Here is a 16,309-nt window from a genome sequence, read left to right as displayed (position 1 = left end):
TATGCCTAATGTAAACTTTGCAAATATTTCACTCGCTATTTTTCTTACAATTTTGTTAGCATCATGCTCGAACAAAATCTACAAATACCCTGATGGCAATTTAAACAATAGCAGACCCAATGCAAACAAAGAATTTAGTGAAGTGGCTCCTGTTCAAAAATCCCAAGAATATGATATATGCGGGGCTTTCGACCGTGAACATTCAAACAATGATTTTTCCGAACAATCTGTATCGCCATCGTCAGCATATATAAATCAAATGTTTCCTGTTTCAAATTTCAACAAGGAAATTGTTGATTTTTTGACCAAAAATATTGAATCTATCGTATTTACAGGTGTTGACAAAGGATTCGCCGCATTTGCACATCCAATTTCATTCGATTTGGCAAAAAATTTGAATTTGCCATTTTCACCCGAATCAAAAAATGTTGGTGGCGCAGATTTGTTTGAATTTTATAAAAATCGCGAAGGTAAGTTTGAATTTAAAATTTTAGATTCGCCCATTAATTCAATTTTCTGGGATTCGCATCCGACTGCAATCACGGACACTTTATCGGATGGTTCGTGCGTTACATTGTTGCTCTGGTCATCCGACAGAAACGCACCCTTTGCCGAACGAATTAGTTTGAGCGGCAAAAAATTTCCCGGCGGAAATGCTGATTTATTCTACGCTTTTAGATTTGCCGATGGTACTTGGTCTGAAGTCAAAACTTTAGCACAAAACATAAATACTGAATACAACGAAGGCACGCCTTTTATATATTGCTCGTGTTGCAATCCATTTCTGCTTTTTTCCTCCGACAGATTGAAATCCCAAGCGGGTGATTTTGATATTTTTTACACCAAATTGGCAATTGATTATAACAAATTTGAAATTAAGGTTCTTGATGATGCACAATTACTGGGGGAAAAAGCGAATGAAAGCAGGTCTGACATCAATACAATTAACTCTTTTTCCGATGACAGATTTCCTTTAGTTCCTTTGCCACACGGCTTATCCTCTCCAAATTTGATTTACTTTAGTTCAAATCGTTATGATTCGAAGTCGGACAAACAGGTGAAAATTGGCGGTACAATTATCGCAAATGCCGGCTCCTATGACATTTATAGATTACTATTGCCCGAATTCATGAACTGCCCTGCACCTGAACCGCCAACAGTCAAAATGAATGTGGCTCTAATCAATCTTGCAAATCCGGACGAACCTGTAAGAATGCCTGTTATCAGCTTGTTTGATAATAATGGCAATGAAATCGAATCACGAGATATGAGCCAAACTGAATTTGAAATAAAAAGCGGGAAACAATATTTCATCAAGGGTGGGTCGCATTTTAACATGCTTGATTGTGAATCCGAATCTGCCAAAGTTCTCTCGGGCTATCTCATCCCAAATGATACAATTGTTGTAATCGGGCGAGAAATTTCTACAGAGAAAAGAGTGGTAAATAATTTGAAATCCGGTTTAGCGGATTTTGAAAAATTGCAAAAGCTTCAGTATGACACAAGCTACAGCGAAACATTGGTTTTTGACAGAAAATTGAACGTTCAACATGCCCAAACTACTGTTATCACTAATCCGCGATTAGTCGATGAGATGATGGAATATGACCAAGAAATCACTATCGTTTCAAGTTATGATAAGCTCCGCCGACAAACTCCGAAAACTGTTTCACAAGCCTCAAATGCTCGATTATCAGGTGCAGGAGCGAATTCTGAAGTTTCCAAAAATGGGGGATGGAGTGTGTCACCTCGCAGTGGAGATAATCTTGTTTTTTACGATACAGTCTATGTTTTGCCCGAATATTTTGTCAAGCCGCCTTGCTATTGCGAGTTTACAGAATTCATGACCGGTTACGAACAAAACGTACCCTACTACCAAACAGGTTTTTGGGAAGTAAACACTTTGAGCAATTTCAGACGCGACATGAATAAATTGGGCAGACGCGAATTTGCCGAAGCTAAATGGGTTGAATTACATAGAAATAATCAATATTTCACCAATTCTCCCGAACGCCGCCAAAGCAGAATTTACGAATATGAAAAATTTGCTAAAATTGTTGACAAAAACTTGGATATGATGGCTGAAATTATCAATCGCAGAATAATTCCGGCTTTCAATATCGTTGACAGTATATCCGGTAACGAGAAATTGATTATTTCCCTCGATGCTTGGAGCGATAAACGCCCCGTTAGACGAGGTTGGTACATCGGTGATGATGTTGATTATTACGAAGGTGTTTTGAACGAATCGGCTTCTCATTATGATGTTAGTTTCAAAAAAGTGAGTATTCAATCAGGCGATTTACTGAATATGAACAATGACACATTATCCAAACTCAGAGCCTATTACGGCTATCATGAATTAATCACACGTTTGCTTGATACCAAAAAATTCGGCTCTGCATTTTACGATTATTTTGCACAAGGAAAAGTATTATTGCCCGACAATCGTACTCTTGGCTCGAGCCAATCCAATGTTGGAACTTTCGACCCTCAAGCGAGTATCGAAAATGCTAAAATTATTCTTTTAATCAAAGGGAATTACTTCGACCCGACTGATTTCAAAATCCCAAAATATATCCGCAATGTGGACTCATCACTTTACATGCTCGATACAATTCGCAGGATTGATTTGCGTATCAATAATTTGTATTATCAAGCCGGAAAATTGGTCGAATCTCCTTGTTGCAACAAATCGCTGCCTTGTTTGGATTATGAAATGATTGTAAGTTCATCAAATCCAAAACGCGAAAAAACAACTTCAGATACTAAAATAATTCCAAAACAAAATGAGCGTTTTATAATTTATTTTGGCTCGTATAACGATATCAACGTTGCCCAATTAATCATGGTAATGTTGAATGAAGTCACCGACACCAAATTGATGATTGAACAATCCGAATCCGAAGGGGAGCAAAAGTATATAGTAAGGACTGAAAGTAGTTTCTCGCCTGATGAAGCGCGAACTAAGCAAGATTCGTTTATAAGGCGAAGTAATATCCGAATTGAAGATTATCCGGGATTTGTAGTGGAGTTAATTCAATCCGAATAGACTATTTGACAAAAATGGCATGTATGTCATCTTCAATTTGTTGAAGGTACTTTAATTTAAATGTAGGAGCTTCATCTACACTTTGAACTCTGACTTGTCCGAAGGAGCTTATGCCGCTTCCGAAAAATTTCGGTGCTATGAATATTTGCAATTCATCGGCAATTTCCTTTTCGAGAATCGTTGAATGAAGTGTCGCACCGCCTTCCACCAAAATGGATGTGATTTTGTACTGCCGTTCCAATTTCTCAAAAACATTCTTAATATCCAATTTACCGGTTTCGTCTAAATTTGATACTAATACTTCATTTCCCATATCTCGAAGTTCGGTGGCTTTGTCAGTTCCGGACAATTCCGGTGAACAACAAATTATAGTTCGGTGATTATCATTTGTTTGAAATAATTTTAAAGATTTTTCGAGTTTTAAATTTTTGTCAAGTACAATTCGCCAAGGATTTCTGCCTTCCACGTGGCGAACAGTAAGCTCGGGATTGTCTTTCTCGGCAGTATTGGTGCCGACCATTACAGCATCAACCTGGGCTCTCAATTTGTGTGCTTCGGTTCTGCTCCCAAGGCTTGTAATCCATTTTGATTGTCCGTTTTCGAGTGCTGTAAATCCGTCTGCTGTTTGCCCTGCTTTTAGAATTACGTACGGTGAGCCACTTGTAATATGTTTGAAAAAGAAGCGGTTCAGCCAATCAGATTCACTCTTCATAACTCCTTCAATGACTTCGATTCCGGCTTTTCGCAAAATGCTACTGCCACCGCCTGATACATTTGGATTTGGGTCATTTGAAGCTATCACGACTGTTTTGAATTTGTTTTCAATGATGACATCTGTGCAAGGTGGCTGTTTGCCATGATGCGAACAAGGTTCTAAATTGACGTACAAAATTGCATCAGTCAAATCAATGCCATCGCATTTGCTTATTGCATCTCGCTCAGCATGAGGCATACCATAAGAGTGATGCCAACCTTCGGCAATAATTTTACTTTTTTTGACGATAAGTGCACCGACCAAAGGATTCGGACTCACCAATCCCGTGCCGTTCTTGGCTAAATCCAAAGCCTGTCGCATAAAAAATTCGTGAGTAAGCAAGACTAATCCATACTGAAAGCGAAATTGACCGAATAGTTGTTTGGTTGAGCAGGAATTACCATTCTCGCATTGTAAACACCCGGTTGCATGCGTTTTCCGTCATTGTCTTTTTTGTTCCAGACTGCGGTATATTCGTGTGTGTCACCGACTTTTTTGGGTCTCACATCACCGATAGCCATAGTGAAATTCATATTATAATCTGAATTCCAAACTTGTTTGCCATTTGAATCGCTGATATAGATTCTTATATCCTCCGAACTTGGTAAATATTCACCATCTACAATTCGATTCCGCACTGCTTTTACAGCAAAAGTAACAAAATCAGAAGTTTGTTCTTTTACTGAAGGTAATAATGTCAGTGGTTCAGCAGAACTGTTGCCGGCGCTTTTAGAACTGGAACAATTCATCATTGCCAACGAAAATGCTATTACGATTGTCAGATATACTATACTTTTCATGGTTGCGTCGCTCCATAATAATTGAATGTTACAAAATAATAAGACGATTCTTAAATGATAAAATTTATTCTAACTTTTGTTATGTTTTTTGCTGTGATTTATACAGTTTCAGCGTCATCGCCGGGCAAAGCGGGCACAAGCCCAAAATACGAAACTGATTTGATTGTTGACTTACCTACAGCCGGGATGCTGCCTGTTCGTCACGGAGCCGGAGTAATCAATTTCTTGCCGTCAGGTGGCTTATATTTCGAGGCTTCTTACGCACCATTTCAATCGTTCCTTGTAGGTGTCGCCTATGGCGGAAATGGAATAATTGGCAATTCGACACCTGAAATGCAAAATTTGCCGGGTATTACCGCCAAATATCGCTTTCTTGACGAGAGAGTGAATCTCCCTGCAATCGCAATAGGTTTCCGTTCGCAGGGAGGTGGTAATTACATTAATTCACAAGATAGATTTGTTGACCATTCTCCGGGTTTTTTCCTCGCAATTAGTAAGAGTTTTATATGGAATATGGGCGAACTATCTTTTCATTCGGGAGTGAATTATTCGTTTGAACCCAAGGAGTCACTGCGTTCGCCTGATGTTTTCTTTGGTTTTGAGCAATCTATCGGAAAGTTTGTTGCTTTGAATTTAGAATTTGATTTAACTCTTGACGAAGACGAAAAACTGCTCAACCATCGTGGTAGAGTTAATGCTGCTCTTCGATTTTCAATTGTTGATGGTGTTACTTTGGGAATGAAAATTCGCGATTTGACAAATAGCGTGAAACATCAAAATGGTCTTACGCGACAATTTTATGTTGACTTTGTTAAAAATCTTAATTAATTCCGCTTAGTTTGGATTGCCTTAACAAGATTATGTGATAAACATATGGCGGATTGACCTGAATTACTTCGATATCGGGCGGAAATTCAATATTTGGAATCAATATCCCCGATTTATCTTTGGCTATAGTCGTGAAATCCAAATATACAGATAAGTTTTCGACATTAAGATTTTTGACTTGCTCTAATCCACCTCTTACTGTGATGTCAATTTTGTTGGGAGTAATCGAACTGTTTCTCGGCATTGTACCGTCTCGGACAATAATGGGAATATCATAAAAAGTTCTTTCCAAAGTTAATTGAACGTCAGCATAGAATTGGATTTCTCGAGTATTGAAGTTAATGATATCACCTAATGAATCGGATAATTCCACTATTCCTCTTATAGGTTTGTTTGCTCCTTCAATTTTCAAAACTTTTGTGCTCCAAGATTTTATCTGCGATGTGATTTTATCATTACCAATGATTCTGATGCTATCAGGCTTGAGTCTTATATCGCCTACTAATGAAAACCCGTCTTTTGGAGTTATTTCTACCATGGAAACAATTGGCACGACATATTCGCCGATTCTGCCTGTACGTAATGTTAATGAACTCGGTATTACATCGGCAAGTTCTACCGTTTCAAAAGACTCGATTCCTTTCAAAAAATCAGACCTGCCAATTGTAAATATGCTATCTTCAATTCTGGTGTCGCTCAAATCAACGTTTGCTCTTTTGCTGTTATTAAGATATAATAAGTTGAACAAATTCCAACCTGTCCCACGACTTTCAACTGAAATGGTAGCCGGCAGTTCTTTTTCAATCGCGCGAGTAGGAGGCAATTTTACTGAAAGCGGTATATCAACATAAGTAGAATAATTCGTATTCAGACTGGTATAGCTCCATAATGCAATAGCAAATAACAAAGCACCGATGAATGCCCTTTTCGTAAAAATCCGCAATATTTTGAGGATAATTTTCATTAAATAAAATCAAAAAGTTTGATTGCCATAATTATCATTGATAATATAAGGAAAATTTTGATAAATTTCTCACCTTTTCTTACAGAAATTTTTGCAGCAACTAATGCACCAATTGCATTTCCTATTGCTAAGACGATTCCAAGCAAATAATTAACGTGTCCGCTAATCATAAATACAATCATTGCCGGAGTTGTGAATACGAATGCTATAAAAACTTTGTGCATATTTACTCGCGTAAGTTCCATCTTCAACATTTTTTGCATGATTGCCATCATCATAAATCCCACACCGACTTGTATGAATCCGCCGTAAAGCCCGACGCCGAACATTGCCAAAAATGTCCAGAAATTGGGCGGAACTTCTTGCCCCTTGCCTTTCTTGGGTGTGGGAATAATCATCGAAATGATGATAACGAGCATAATCACACCAAGTACCTTATTGAACACTTCGTCGTTCATTTGCAATGCCGTCACCGCTCCCAAAATACCACCGGGCAATGTAATAGCAGCTAATTTCATGCTCTTGCCAAATTCCGAATATTTGTCGGATTTGAAAGATGCAATTGCGGACAAGCTCTGGACGACGATAGCTACGCGGTTTGTGCCATTTGCAGTAGCTGAATCAAGCCCAAGAAAAATCAACAATGGCAATGTCAATGCCGAACCACCACCGGCTGTTACATTTAAGAAACCGGATGCAAATCCTGCTATCAAAAGCAGTAAAGTTTGGATTAGGTCTATCTCAATCGGCAATATTATTCTTTACTCTTGTAATTTTCAATATAATCTCTCACAGCCGGCATTAAATATACATCATTCAAATCAAGTTCTAAAAAATTTTCGACAAATAATTTGATAATGCTTTCATCATCATCATCTTTATTTATGAGAATGATTTTTTTGTTGTTTAGATTGCAAAAGCTACTTTCAAAAGTTCCACTCTCTTTTCTTACCGCAAACCCCAATTTCTTGGCTTGCTCAATAAGCATATCCAACTTTCCGTCAGCTTCCAAGTTCTTCACGATATTCCTTACGCAATGGTTGCCATACACATAAAATTATAATCGTGATTGCCGACATAAATGATATTCCCTTCAAAATTGACAGAACTATATTCTCGAATCTGACTAAGAACAGTTTTCTGAATATTGGAGAGGTATAGTAAACAAATTCATTCCTAAAAAATATCTCAATACTAAGTTGATAATCTAAGAATATATAATATGCCTCAATTGGTAAATTCAGCAAGAACAATACTATTGACATGAAGAGCCAGCCTTGATACTTGAGTACTTTACGGAATCGAATTGTAAGGAAAATAATGGAAATAAAACTGATAGCGTACGCAATATTGGTATATAGAGATGCTTGAGCAAACAAATATATGTTGTATCCTACGGTTCCTTGGTCTTGCCTGAGGTCTTGACGGATGCTGATAGTACCTGTATCGAATAAATCGTATGCTAAAGCTGTTCGGATTATTGTGCCTCCGAACCAAATCATAAAACCTGTAACTAATAAGGCAACGAAAAATCGTTCAAGATTGCTAATTTCAGTATATTTTATCATCTCCAAAAATACAAAGAAATCACAAATTAATGACTCTGTCAATCGTCATTCTCCAAAAATTTATGGAGATATTATGATAGAAAATACTGCATCTTTCACAACTACAGAGCTTAGAGCTATTCTTGACAAATCTGAATTTCATAATTTGAATGAATCCAAATTGTTCACGGGCGTCTCTATAGATACTCGTTCAGTCAAGCAAGGAAATGCTTTTGTAGCTTTGAAAGGCGAAAACATAGATAGTCATAGCTTGATAGACAAAGCTTTAGAAGCCGGTGCTGAAGTATGTTTTGTTGAAAAAAAATCCTTGTCCGAACTTCAAATCGAAATCGGCAACAGACCAATCATTGTTTCCGAAGATAATATTGAAGTTTTAGCAGAATTAGCATCATTTCATAGAATGAAATTCAATATTCCGATTGTGGCTATTACCGGCTCAAACGGCAAAACAACCACAAAAGAGATGATTGCCGACGTGTTAGCTACAAAATATAATGTGCTCCGTACTTATGAAAATTACAACAATTTGCTCGGCGTTCCTCTTATGTTATTGAGTTTGAACAATTCATATGACCTTGCCGTGCTCGAACTTGGAACCAATCAATCAGGCGAAATTTATCGTTTGGGCGAAATTGTCCGACCAACACACGCATTAATCACGAACATCGGGCGCGAACATCTTGAATTCCTATTAGATTTAGATGGCGTGGAGCTTGAAGAAACCTATATTTTTGCTCACGTTCGTTCGGAAGGATTTGCTTTTGTGAATTATGATGATGCGCGATTGAAACTTTACGGGCATGTTTTGCAAAAATTCATGACATTCGGCACTCATGAAAATGCCGAACTTAGAGCATCAATCATACTCGATAATGATATGAAACCAATCCTTGATTTCGACCATGACGACAAAAAATTCAGCGTCAACATGCAGACTATCGGGCTTGGCTCTGCCTATAACGCCATTGGTGCAACAGCTGTCGGCATTCATTTCGGAGTAGAATTCGAGTTGATAAAATCAGCATTAGAAAAATTCACCGCTCCACTTTATCATGGTTATGGCAGAATGGCTATTGAAACGCATTCTGATATTAAAATTATAAACGATTGCTACAACGCAAACCCCGAATCTATGATTATTGCTTTGTCAACGCTTTCCAAATTTCCGGGTGATGGCAAAAAGGTAGCCGTTCTTGGTGACATGCGCGAGCTCGGACAATGGTCTGAACAGGAGCATAAAGATATTCTCAAACTTGCATCCGAATCTGCCGATTTGGTCTATCTCACAGGCGATGAATTTGCAAAAGCATATTCGGAGCTTTCGCAAATGTATCCTAATGTTCAACATTTTAGCAAAAGTGAAATAGCCCAAAAACTTAAAGATACTTTGAATTCGGGTGATATTGTGCTCGTCAAAGCATCTCGAGGCATCACACTCGAAACAGTAATCTCAGATTTAAAAAATATAATTTAATTTTCGCATCAATAAGTGATAATTTATTTTTAAATTAGTGTTTATTCAAAATCTAAAAACCTAATTAATGCTCTATTATTTGTTTGATTGGATTTGGAAGACTTTTGACCCGCCCGGATTCGGTCTATTCCAGTATATTACATTTCGTTCTGCTTTGGCAGCCATCACAGCTCTATTAATCAGCTTCATCGTTGGACCGATAATCCTCCGGAAATTGACTAAGCATCAAATTGGAGAGCAATCCAAAAATGAGCTTCAGAACGTCGGGAATCACTCCTCCAAAGCCGGAACTCCGACAATGGGCGGATTGATAGTCCTTTCGGCACTTCTCATCCCAACTTTGCTTTGGGCAGACTTATCAAATATGTTTATAATAATGATAATGCTGACAACAATTTGGCTCGGAATAGTAGGGTTCATTGATGATTACTTGAAGGTGATTAAAAAATATCCCCAAGGTTTGATTGGCAGATATAAAATCATCGGTCAGGTATCAATTGGCATCATACTCGGTTCGGTAATATATTTTTGCCCTGATTGGTTCTCGCAAGATTTTCATAAGTATAACACGCTGACTACGGTTCCCTTTGAAAAGAATCTCAATTTCAATTTCCAATTCATGTATATTCCGATGGTGATTTTCATTCTTACAGCAACATCTAACGCAGTCAATTTGACTGATGGCTTGGATGGGCTTTCTATCGGTACTGTGGGAATAGCAGCATTAGTATTAGCTTTGATAGCTTACGTAACGGGAAATGTGCGTTTTTCTGAATATCTTAATGTAGTATATTTGCGAGAAACAGGGGAATTGACTGTTTTTGCAGTTGCATTAGTTGGGGCAGCACTCGGATTTCTTTGGTATAATTCATATCCGGCGCAAGTTTTTATGGGCGATACGGGTTCTTTGGCTCTTGGCGGAGCAATTGGTGGTCTTGCGATATTGATTAAGAAAGAATTTTTACTACCAATTATTGGCGGTATTTTCTTTGCTGAAGCCGTATCGGTAATTATCCAAGTTACTTATTTCAAATATACTAAGAAGAAATATGGTAAAGGGAAGCGACTATTTAAGATGGCACCGATTCATCATCATTTTGAAAAGAGTGGATGGCACGAATCAAAGATTGTAACAAGATTCTACATAATTGCGGTAATGCTCGCAATTATAACTCTTACAACATTTAAAGTGAGATAATAAGACGATTCTTAATCTTAAGGATTAACTTCTGCGTTGAGTACATCGGGTTTGTTTATGCTCAAATTCGCAACGTCTTTGGCTGTAATTCTTCTTCCACCGATGAAATTCTTCTTATAATAAGAAGATTCTAAAGATGATACAGTCACACCAAATCTTGAACTTGCATGAGCGAAAAGATTATCACCTAAGTAAATGCCAACGTGTGAAGCAAATTTGCGTGAGTAAGTATGGAAAAATACCATGTCGCCGAATTCAAGTTGATTTCTGGGGATTTTTCTGCCAATTTTGACTTGTTCACGGGCAACTCTAGGAATCAAAATGCTTGCTGAAGATAGGAATATTTTTTGTGTGAATGCCGAGCAATCAATGGCGCGTGTAGTTGTGCCGCCAAATCTGTAGGGAGTACCAAGCCATTCCATGATTTCGTCCATCAATTCATCTTTTCTGATACCGGATTCGATGTATGGCGATTGAATATGGTCGTCAATATACGATAACCAAAGCATTTTGAAAGAATCTATATCAACGATTACATCATCTTCATTTTGCAATTCATCAATGTCTTCGCCAAAATCACCAATTTCTTCACCCGAATCAAGGTCTTCGGCATGTTCCATTAGTTCGTTTTGGAGCTCTTCGTTGGCTTCTTCGACAATCGGGTCGAGTCCTGCTATTTCGCAGAGATGTTCTGAGCTTGACCTGATTATTTGAATCGCTTGTTCGCGTGTTTGCTTGGGGTTGTACTTTCGCCTTTTGCGTGCGGAAGCTTCATCTGTAAGACTTATAAATGTTATTAATGCTATTATAGTAAGAACAATTGATTTATTAATCAGTGTTTTCAATCTCATATTTCACCTATTTAATTCTCATTTTGAAACTTTTTAAGTTTTAGTGTGTTTATACTTAATTACAAATATAATTCTAAAATTATTACCAGTTTTCAAAAGTGTGTAAAAAATTTTACACTTTTAACAACTACAATTTAACACTTTTTTTCCAAATACACAAAATTATATAAAGTTTTTGCATTTTTTTATAACGTCTTTGCTCTTTCAATATTTTTTGTCATTTTTGTTTCTTGATTAATCAAAAAAGTACAAAAATGTTTATTTCAGTAGTACAATTCGAGCCTAAGTTTGGCGAAATCGAAGCAAATTTTTCAAGAGTTTTGGGTGCTGTCAAATCAGTCAAATCTGATGTAATCGTATTCCCGGAGCTTTGTCTGACCGGTTACGACTTCGTTTCGAGAGATGAGGCAATGGCGATGGCTTTGGCAGTTCAAGATTTAGTTTTCACCGAATTGAAAAATCTTGCAATCACGGTAAAGAAGATTATCGTAATCGGTTTCCCGGAAATCAGTAGTAATAAATTGTATAACTCCGCCGCAATACTGCTCCCAAATCCGCAATTGAACAATGTCTATCGTAAAACGCACTTGTTTTTCAGAGAAAGATTCATCTTCGACGAAGGAGACAAGGGCTTTTTTGTGATTGAAAGCATTGAGCCGGAAATCAAGATTGGCACTATGATTTGCTATGATTGGCGATTCCCGGAAGCCTCCCGAACTTTAGCTTTGAATGGTGCAGACCTCATCGTTTGCCCTTCAAATTTGGTTACCAATGTTTGGCATATCGCAACTCCTGCCAGAGCCTTAGAAAACAAAGTCTATTTGGCGGTAGCAAATCGGATTGGTACTGAAAACAGGAACGGACAGGAACTTTTATTCAACGGTAGCAGCCAAATTTACTCTTATAATGGTAGTGTTTTAAGCAAAGCACAGCCCGATACCGAAGAGATTATTTCTGCCGAAATTGACCCAATCATGACAAGAAACAAATCTTTTAACGAATTTAATGATATTTTTGCAGACCGACGTTCTCAATATTATTTATAAACACAAATTTTGAAAATGAAAGCAATTGAAATCACTAAATTAAACAAGACATTCAATAAAAAATCGAAAATGCCGACACGTGCTTTAATTGATTTTGACGTAGAAATTAATCCCGGCGAAGTTGTTGGGCTGATAGGTCCAAACGGAGCCGGCAAAACAACGCTAATCAGAATACTCATGGGATTTGATTTTGCTGATAGCGGGTCGGTATCTGTTTTCGGTATTGATAACCAAGATTTTAGATTCAAGCAACTTGTCGGATTTCAATCCGATAATCAATATCGCTCAAAGACTATGAAAACATTCGATTTTTTGATTTTGAATTCGATTTTAGCAGGATTCACAAATAACGATGAGCAAATCTATACTATGTTGGAGTATTTCAAACTTTCTCAAGCCGCAGATAAATCTCTCGTTAGTTTATCAAAGGGTATGAGGCAAAAAGTTGAATTGATTTCCTCGTTCATTGGCAATCCCAAATTAGTAGTTCTCGATGAACCAACTGCAGCACTTGACCCACCCTCTGTTTTTGAATTGCGGGATTTTATTTCCGAGCAAAAAAAATCAGGCATGACGATATTATTTAGTTCTCACCATTTGACCGAAGTAGAAAAGGTCTCAGACCGAATACTCTTTATTGATTCCGGCGAACTGAAAGGCAACGTATTGACATCTGAAGCAGGTCCGGGTTTTATCGAAGAAGCATTCCGAAGATACGAATCCGAAAGGAGATTTTTATGAAAACTCAACTACAAGCAATTCTCAAAGCTGAATTGCAAAGATACTTTACATTGCCCAAAATAATCATTCTTTCGCTTGTAACCGTATTTGGAGTTGTGATTGCAATGTTGCCCTCGTGGCTTGGCTTTTTTGATAGCGAAGCAGCAGGTTTTTTTGCGATTAAAGATGTTTTCACTTATGCTTTGAAAATAGTGATACCGTTTTCGATTTTCTTCATCACTCCCGGTATCATCGCAAATGATGTCAACAACTTTTGGTTCAGAACTGTTTTTTCACGACCAGTTCAACGTCAAACAGTTCTGGCATCAAAATATATTTACGCTGCACTATTACTATTGCTGTTCACTATTGCCTTTTGCTTGATTCCGTTGATTGTGTTTTCGTTTACTGCTACGGGAATTGAGTTTAACGTATTTTCCGTTTTGTCAATTTGGTTCTTTGCATATATGGAAGGCTTGCTATTCATAAGCATTGCGATTTGGTTTTCATGCTTCTTGAGCAAATTTTTCAATGTGCTATTGCTCGCAATATGGATGTTTGCCGATAGTGTAATTATCAATGGCGTGATTGCAAATTTCTTTTGGGATTCGCCAATTATGGGTGTTATCACCGAATTTTTCTTTCCAAATGGCTTTGCCAACGCAGCAAGTTACTACAGTTTGAAGGATTCTTTCCCCATCGAGCATTTTTTCTGGGGAATGGCAGCTCTAACATTTTTTGGTGCATTATCCTACTTGCATTTCAGTCTAATAAATATTGACAGGTCCGGCAATGATTAATCAACTTAAAGATAAAAACTTTCTTATTATATTATCAATCTCTCTTGTGTCGTTCATTATAGCAATGTTTTTCTATGTTCGCGAAATGAAAAGCGATATTGAATGGTTGACTTTTGAGAAAGCAAAGGTGCAAGCTGCTGCAACAGGTAAATTCATTTATGTCAACGTTTATTCGAGATGGGACGCAAATTCGAGGCTACGATATACAACTTTATTCAATAATGAGAATGTAACTGATTATCTCCAAAAAGATTTTATCCCTGTCAGATTCAATCTTGGCGATTTAAACGAGAAAGCCTCTTTATTGAATGATTTCGGCATCAGCACATCAAGATTCGATTTTGTGGCAGATAATCAAGGTAGAATATTGTCATTCATGTCCACAAGCACTTCGTATGAAAATTTCATATCAATGCTCGAAAATTTGGAGAAACTGAAAATAAACAAACTTCAAAGTTTAGAAAATGCCCTATCGGCATCAAAGCAAACCGGAAAATATGTTATGCTATTAGTCAGTAATTATCTGAATGACAATTTCTTTATACACGAATTGATGGACAATGACACGAATTTCAATTTTGCGAAGGCTAATCATGAAGTAGCGGTCGCAATGTCATACGATAAAAGTGATTTTGAGAAAATTAATTTTTTAGCTGATGCAACTAACGAAAATGACCCTTTGAAAGAATATCAGCCGCTTTCAGACAATATGTTTTCCGATAAGCGAACATTTTCAACACGTCCGGTATTATACATTCTCAATCCCGATGGGCAACTTGTCGGTAAGTTTGTCATGGAATATGACGTACTGAAACCGGATATTTTCATGGAAAAAGTAGAACAAATCACAAAAAAATCAAATTAGAAATCATGTTTAAAAGCGTAAATCGAATTCATTTTGTAGGAATTGGCGGTATTGGCATGAGCGGTATCGCAGAAATATTATTGCAACAGGGCTTTTCAATTAGTGGCTCGGATATGAACGAATCAGATAATGTTCGCGAACTTCGTTCCAAAGGTGCTGAAATTTATATCGGACATAAATCGGAAAATATTCAAAACTCTGAAGTAGTGGTATATTCGAGCGCTGTGAATCCATTTACAAATCCTGAAACTGTTCATGCTACCGATATGGGCATACCTATTATCAGACGTGCCGAAATGCTTGCTGAAGTTTCCAGATTGAACTACTGCGTAGCTGTCGCCGGAACTCACGGCAAAACTACGACTACATCAATGATTGCGTTAATTGCTATCAATGCAGGTATTGACCCGACTGTAATTGTAGGTGGCAGATTGCGAGACTTCGGCGGTACAAATGCTCGACTCGGAAAAGGAGAATGGACAATCGTTGAAGCCGATGAATACGACAGGTCTTTTTTGCAATTACAACCGACAATTGCTATTATCAACAACATCGAAGCGGAACATCTTGACATCTACGCCGATATTGAAGACATAAGAAAAACTTTTACAGAGTTTGCTAATAAAGTTCCATTTTATGGTCTTGTCGTGCTTGGTTGTGATGATATTGGAGTACAAAAAATAACGGATGATTTGAAACGCAAAGCTGTTACTTTCGGAATAGGCGAGGACTCGTATTATCGTGCGACAAACATAGTTGAAAGCCCAAGTGGTGCACGATTCGACCTTATTTGCAATGAAACCGAGATTTGTAATATCCATCTGAAGGTTCCCGGAATTCACAACATAAAAAACGCACTTGCTGCAATTACAGTTACTAATAAGATGGGAATTGATTTCGAGATTATCAAGCAATCACTCGAGGCATTCAATGGTGTTTACCGAAGATTTGATATACGAGGTGAATTTGGTGGAGTACTTGTCATTGATGATTATGCCCATCACCCAACGGAAGTGAGAGCAACACTGAATGCTGCCAAATCTTATGGCAGACGCGTTGTAGCGGCTTTCCAACCACATACTTACACCAGAACTCAAGCAATGTATCGCGAATTTGCCGAATCCTTTGATGATGCAGATGTAGTGATTATAACTGAAATTTATCCTGCTCGAGAACAGCCCATAGAAGGTGTTACGGGTAAATTGATTGCTGATAAACTGATAGAAAGCGGGAAGAAAAATGTCCGGTTCGTACAAACTTTGGACGAAGTAAGAGCCGAAATTTTCGAAATTCTTCAGCCCGGTGACGTTTTTCTGACTATTGGCGCCGGCAATGTTTGCGATTTGATAGATTGTTTCGATGCTTAACGTCTTACAATTTTATTCGTCT

At 37.7% G+C, this 16,309-nt stretch carries 16 protein-coding genes; 9 read left to right on the top strand and 7 right to left on the bottom strand.

All coding sequences use genetic code 11. The features are described 5' to 3' along the window. Position 1 precedes the first annotated feature (1 nt). Complete coding sequence (locus M9949_10075) at positions 2–3,052, top strand: hypothetical protein (protein MCO5251751.1); 3,051 nt, start codon at positions 2–4, stop codon at positions 3,050–3,052. Between the two features lies 1 nt (position 3,053). Here M9949_10075 and ribD read toward each other — a convergent pair whose 3' ends face one another. Then, complete coding sequence (ribD, locus tag M9949_10070) at positions 3,054–4,127, bottom strand: bifunctional diaminohydroxyphosphoribosylaminopyrimidine deaminase/5-amino-6-(5-phosphoribosylamino)uracil reductase RibD (GenBank protein ID MCO5251750.1); 1,074 nt, start codon at positions 4,125–4,127, stop codon at positions 3,054–3,056. 23 nt (positions 4,128–4,150) lie between these two features. After that, positions 4,151–4,606, bottom strand: coding sequence for a BsuPI-related putative proteinase inhibitor (locus tag M9949_10065; GenBank protein ID MCO5251749.1), 456 nt, complete (start codon positions 4,604–4,606; stop codon positions 4,151–4,153). A 54-nt stretch (positions 4,607–4,660) separates the two neighbouring features. Between M9949_10065 and M9949_10060 the strand changes: the two genes are divergently transcribed. Continuing rightward, on the top strand, positions 4,661–5,434 hold the full coding sequence (locus M9949_10060; GenBank protein ID MCO5251748.1) for a hypothetical protein: 774 nt from the start codon (positions 4,661–4,663) through the stop codon (positions 5,432–5,434). Here M9949_10060 and M9949_10055 read toward each other — a convergent pair. From M9949_10055 to M9949_10040, 4 genes are read right to left on the bottom strand one after another with little or no spacing between them, the layout of a single operon-like run. Next, complete coding sequence (locus tag M9949_10055; protein ID MCO5251747.1) at positions 5,427–6,398, bottom strand: hypothetical protein; 972 nt, start codon at positions 6,396–6,398, stop codon at positions 5,427–5,429. The genes M9949_10060 and M9949_10055 overlap by 8 nt on opposite strands. Then, entirely contained in the window at positions 6,398–7,150 is a 753-nt protein-coding gene (locus M9949_10050) for a sulfite exporter TauE/SafE family protein (GenBank protein ID MCO5251746.1), read from the bottom strand. The genes M9949_10055 and M9949_10050 overlap by 1 nt, the downstream gene beginning before the upstream one ends. Before the next feature lie 2 nt (positions 7,151–7,152). Further along, positions 7,153–7,419, bottom strand: coding sequence for a hypothetical protein (locus M9949_10045; GenBank protein ID MCO5251745.1), 267 nt, complete (start codon positions 7,417–7,419; stop codon positions 7,153–7,155). Next, complete coding sequence (locus M9949_10040) at positions 7,400–8,008, bottom strand: hypothetical protein (GenBank protein ID MCO5251744.1); 609 nt, start codon at positions 8,006–8,008, stop codon at positions 7,400–7,402. The genes M9949_10045 and M9949_10040 overlap by 20 nt, the downstream gene beginning before the upstream one ends. 31 nt (positions 8,009–8,039) lie before the next feature. On the opposite strand from M9949_10040, the gene M9949_10035 reads away from it, so the two are divergent. Both M9949_10035 and mraY read left to right on the top strand, forming a co-directional pair. Beyond that, a complete protein-coding gene (locus tag M9949_10035) occupies positions 8,040–9,440 on the top strand; it encodes a UDP-N-acetylmuramoyl-tripeptide--D-alanyl-D-alanine ligase (protein MCO5251743.1) in 1,401 nt (466 codons plus the stop codon). A gap of 67 nt (positions 9,441–9,507) precedes the next feature. Further along, positions 9,508–10,638, top strand: coding sequence for a phospho-N-acetylmuramoyl-pentapeptide-transferase (mraY, locus tag M9949_10030; protein ID MCO5251742.1), 1,131 nt, complete (start codon positions 9,508–9,510; stop codon positions 10,636–10,638). A 17-nt stretch (positions 10,639–10,655) separates the two neighbouring features. On the opposite strand, the gene M9949_10025 is transcribed toward mraY, so the two are convergent. Then, positions 10,656–11,489, bottom strand: a complete 834-nt coding sequence (locus M9949_10025; protein ID MCO5251741.1) for an NlpC/P60 family protein — start codon at positions 11,487–11,489, stop codon at positions 10,656–10,658. Positions 11,490–11,743: 254 nt separating this feature from the next. Here M9949_10025 and M9949_10020 point away from each other — a divergent pair, with 254 nt between their 5' ends. Genes M9949_10020 through murC form a run of 5 tightly spaced genes read left to right on the top strand, consistent with a single transcriptional unit; the run spans position 11,744 to position 16,287 of the window. Then, complete coding sequence (locus M9949_10020) at positions 11,744–12,535, top strand: carbon-nitrogen hydrolase (GenBank protein MCO5251740.1); 792 nt, start codon at positions 11,744–11,746, stop codon at positions 12,533–12,535. A gap of 15 nt (positions 12,536–12,550) precedes the next feature. Continuing rightward, positions 12,551–13,276, top strand: coding sequence for an ATP-binding cassette domain-containing protein (locus M9949_10015; protein ID MCO5251739.1), 726 nt, complete (start codon positions 12,551–12,553; stop codon positions 13,274–13,276). Next, the gene (locus M9949_10010) at positions 13,273–14,055 is read left to right on the top strand and encodes a hypothetical protein (protein ID MCO5251738.1); all 783 of its coding nucleotides are present in this window, start codon (positions 13,273–13,275) and stop codon (positions 14,053–14,055) included. The genes M9949_10015 and M9949_10010 overlap by 4 nt, the downstream gene beginning before the upstream one ends. Beyond that, the gene (locus tag M9949_10005; GenBank protein ID MCO5251737.1) at positions 14,048–14,920 is read left to right on the top strand and encodes a hypothetical protein; all 873 of its coding nucleotides are present in this window, start codon (positions 14,048–14,050) and stop codon (positions 14,918–14,920) included. Before M9949_10010 ends, M9949_10005 begins: the two co-directional genes overlap by 8 nt. A gap of 5 nt (positions 14,921–14,925) precedes the next feature. After that, the gene (gene murC, locus M9949_10000; GenBank protein ID MCO5251736.1) at positions 14,926–16,287 is read left to right on the top strand and encodes a UDP-N-acetylmuramate--L-alanine ligase; all 1,362 of its coding nucleotides are present in this window, start codon (positions 14,926–14,928) and stop codon (positions 16,285–16,287) included. Positions 16,288–16,309 lie beyond the last annotated feature (22 nt).

It is taken from the genome of Candidatus Kapaibacterium sp., assembly GCA_023957315.1.
Lineage (GTDB): Bacteria > Bacteroidota > Ignavibacteria > Kapaibacteriales > UBA2268 > PGYU01.
Note: the sequence above shows the minus strand (reverse complement) of the source record. Positions and strands in the feature narration are given on the sequence as shown.

Bases quoted from the DNA above. Each gene is read 5' to 3' on its own strand.
- M9949_10005 (MCO5251737.1), top strand. From the start codon at position 14,048: ATGATTAATCAACTTAAAGATAAAAACTTTCTTATTATATTATCAATC.
- M9949_10025 (MCO5251741.1), bottom strand. From the start codon at position 11,489: ATGAGATTGAAAACACTGATTAATAAATCAATTGTTCTTACTATAATA.
- murC (MCO5251736.1), top strand. From the start codon at position 14,926: ATGTTTAAAAGCGTAAATCGAATTCATTTTGTAGGAATTGGCGGTATT.
- M9949_10035 (MCO5251743.1), top strand. From the start codon at position 8,040: ATGATAGAAAATACTGCATCTTTCACAACTACAGAGCTTAGAGCTATT.
- M9949_10060 (MCO5251748.1), top strand. From the start codon at position 4,661: ATGATAAAATTTATTCTAACTTTTGTTATGTTTTTTGCTGTGATTTAT.
- M9949_10065 (MCO5251749.1), bottom strand. From the start codon at position 4,606: ATGAAAAGTATAGTATATCTGACAATCGTAATAGCATTTTCGTTGGCA.
- M9949_10010 (MCO5251738.1), top strand. From the start codon at position 13,273: ATGAAAACTCAACTACAAGCAATTCTCAAAGCTGAATTGCAAAGATAC.
- M9949_10015 (MCO5251739.1), top strand. From the start codon at position 12,551: ATGAAAGCAATTGAAATCACTAAATTAAACAAGACATTCAATAAAAAA.
- M9949_10055 (MCO5251747.1), bottom strand. From the start codon at position 6,398: ATGAAAATTATCCTCAAAATATTGCGGATTTTTACGAAAAGGGCATTC.
- M9949_10075 (MCO5251751.1), top strand. From the start codon at position 2: ATGCCTAATGTAAACTTTGCAAATATTTCACTCGCTATTTTTCTTACA.
- M9949_10020 (MCO5251740.1), top strand. From the start codon at position 11,744: ATGTTTATTTCAGTAGTACAATTCGAGCCTAAGTTTGGCGAAATCGAA.
- ribD (MCO5251750.1), bottom strand. From the start codon at position 4,127: ATGCGACAGGCTTTGGATTTAGCCAAGAACGGCACGGGATTGGTGAGT.
- mraY (MCO5251742.1), top strand. From the start codon at position 9,508: ATGCTCTATTATTTGTTTGATTGGATTTGGAAGACTTTTGACCCGCCC.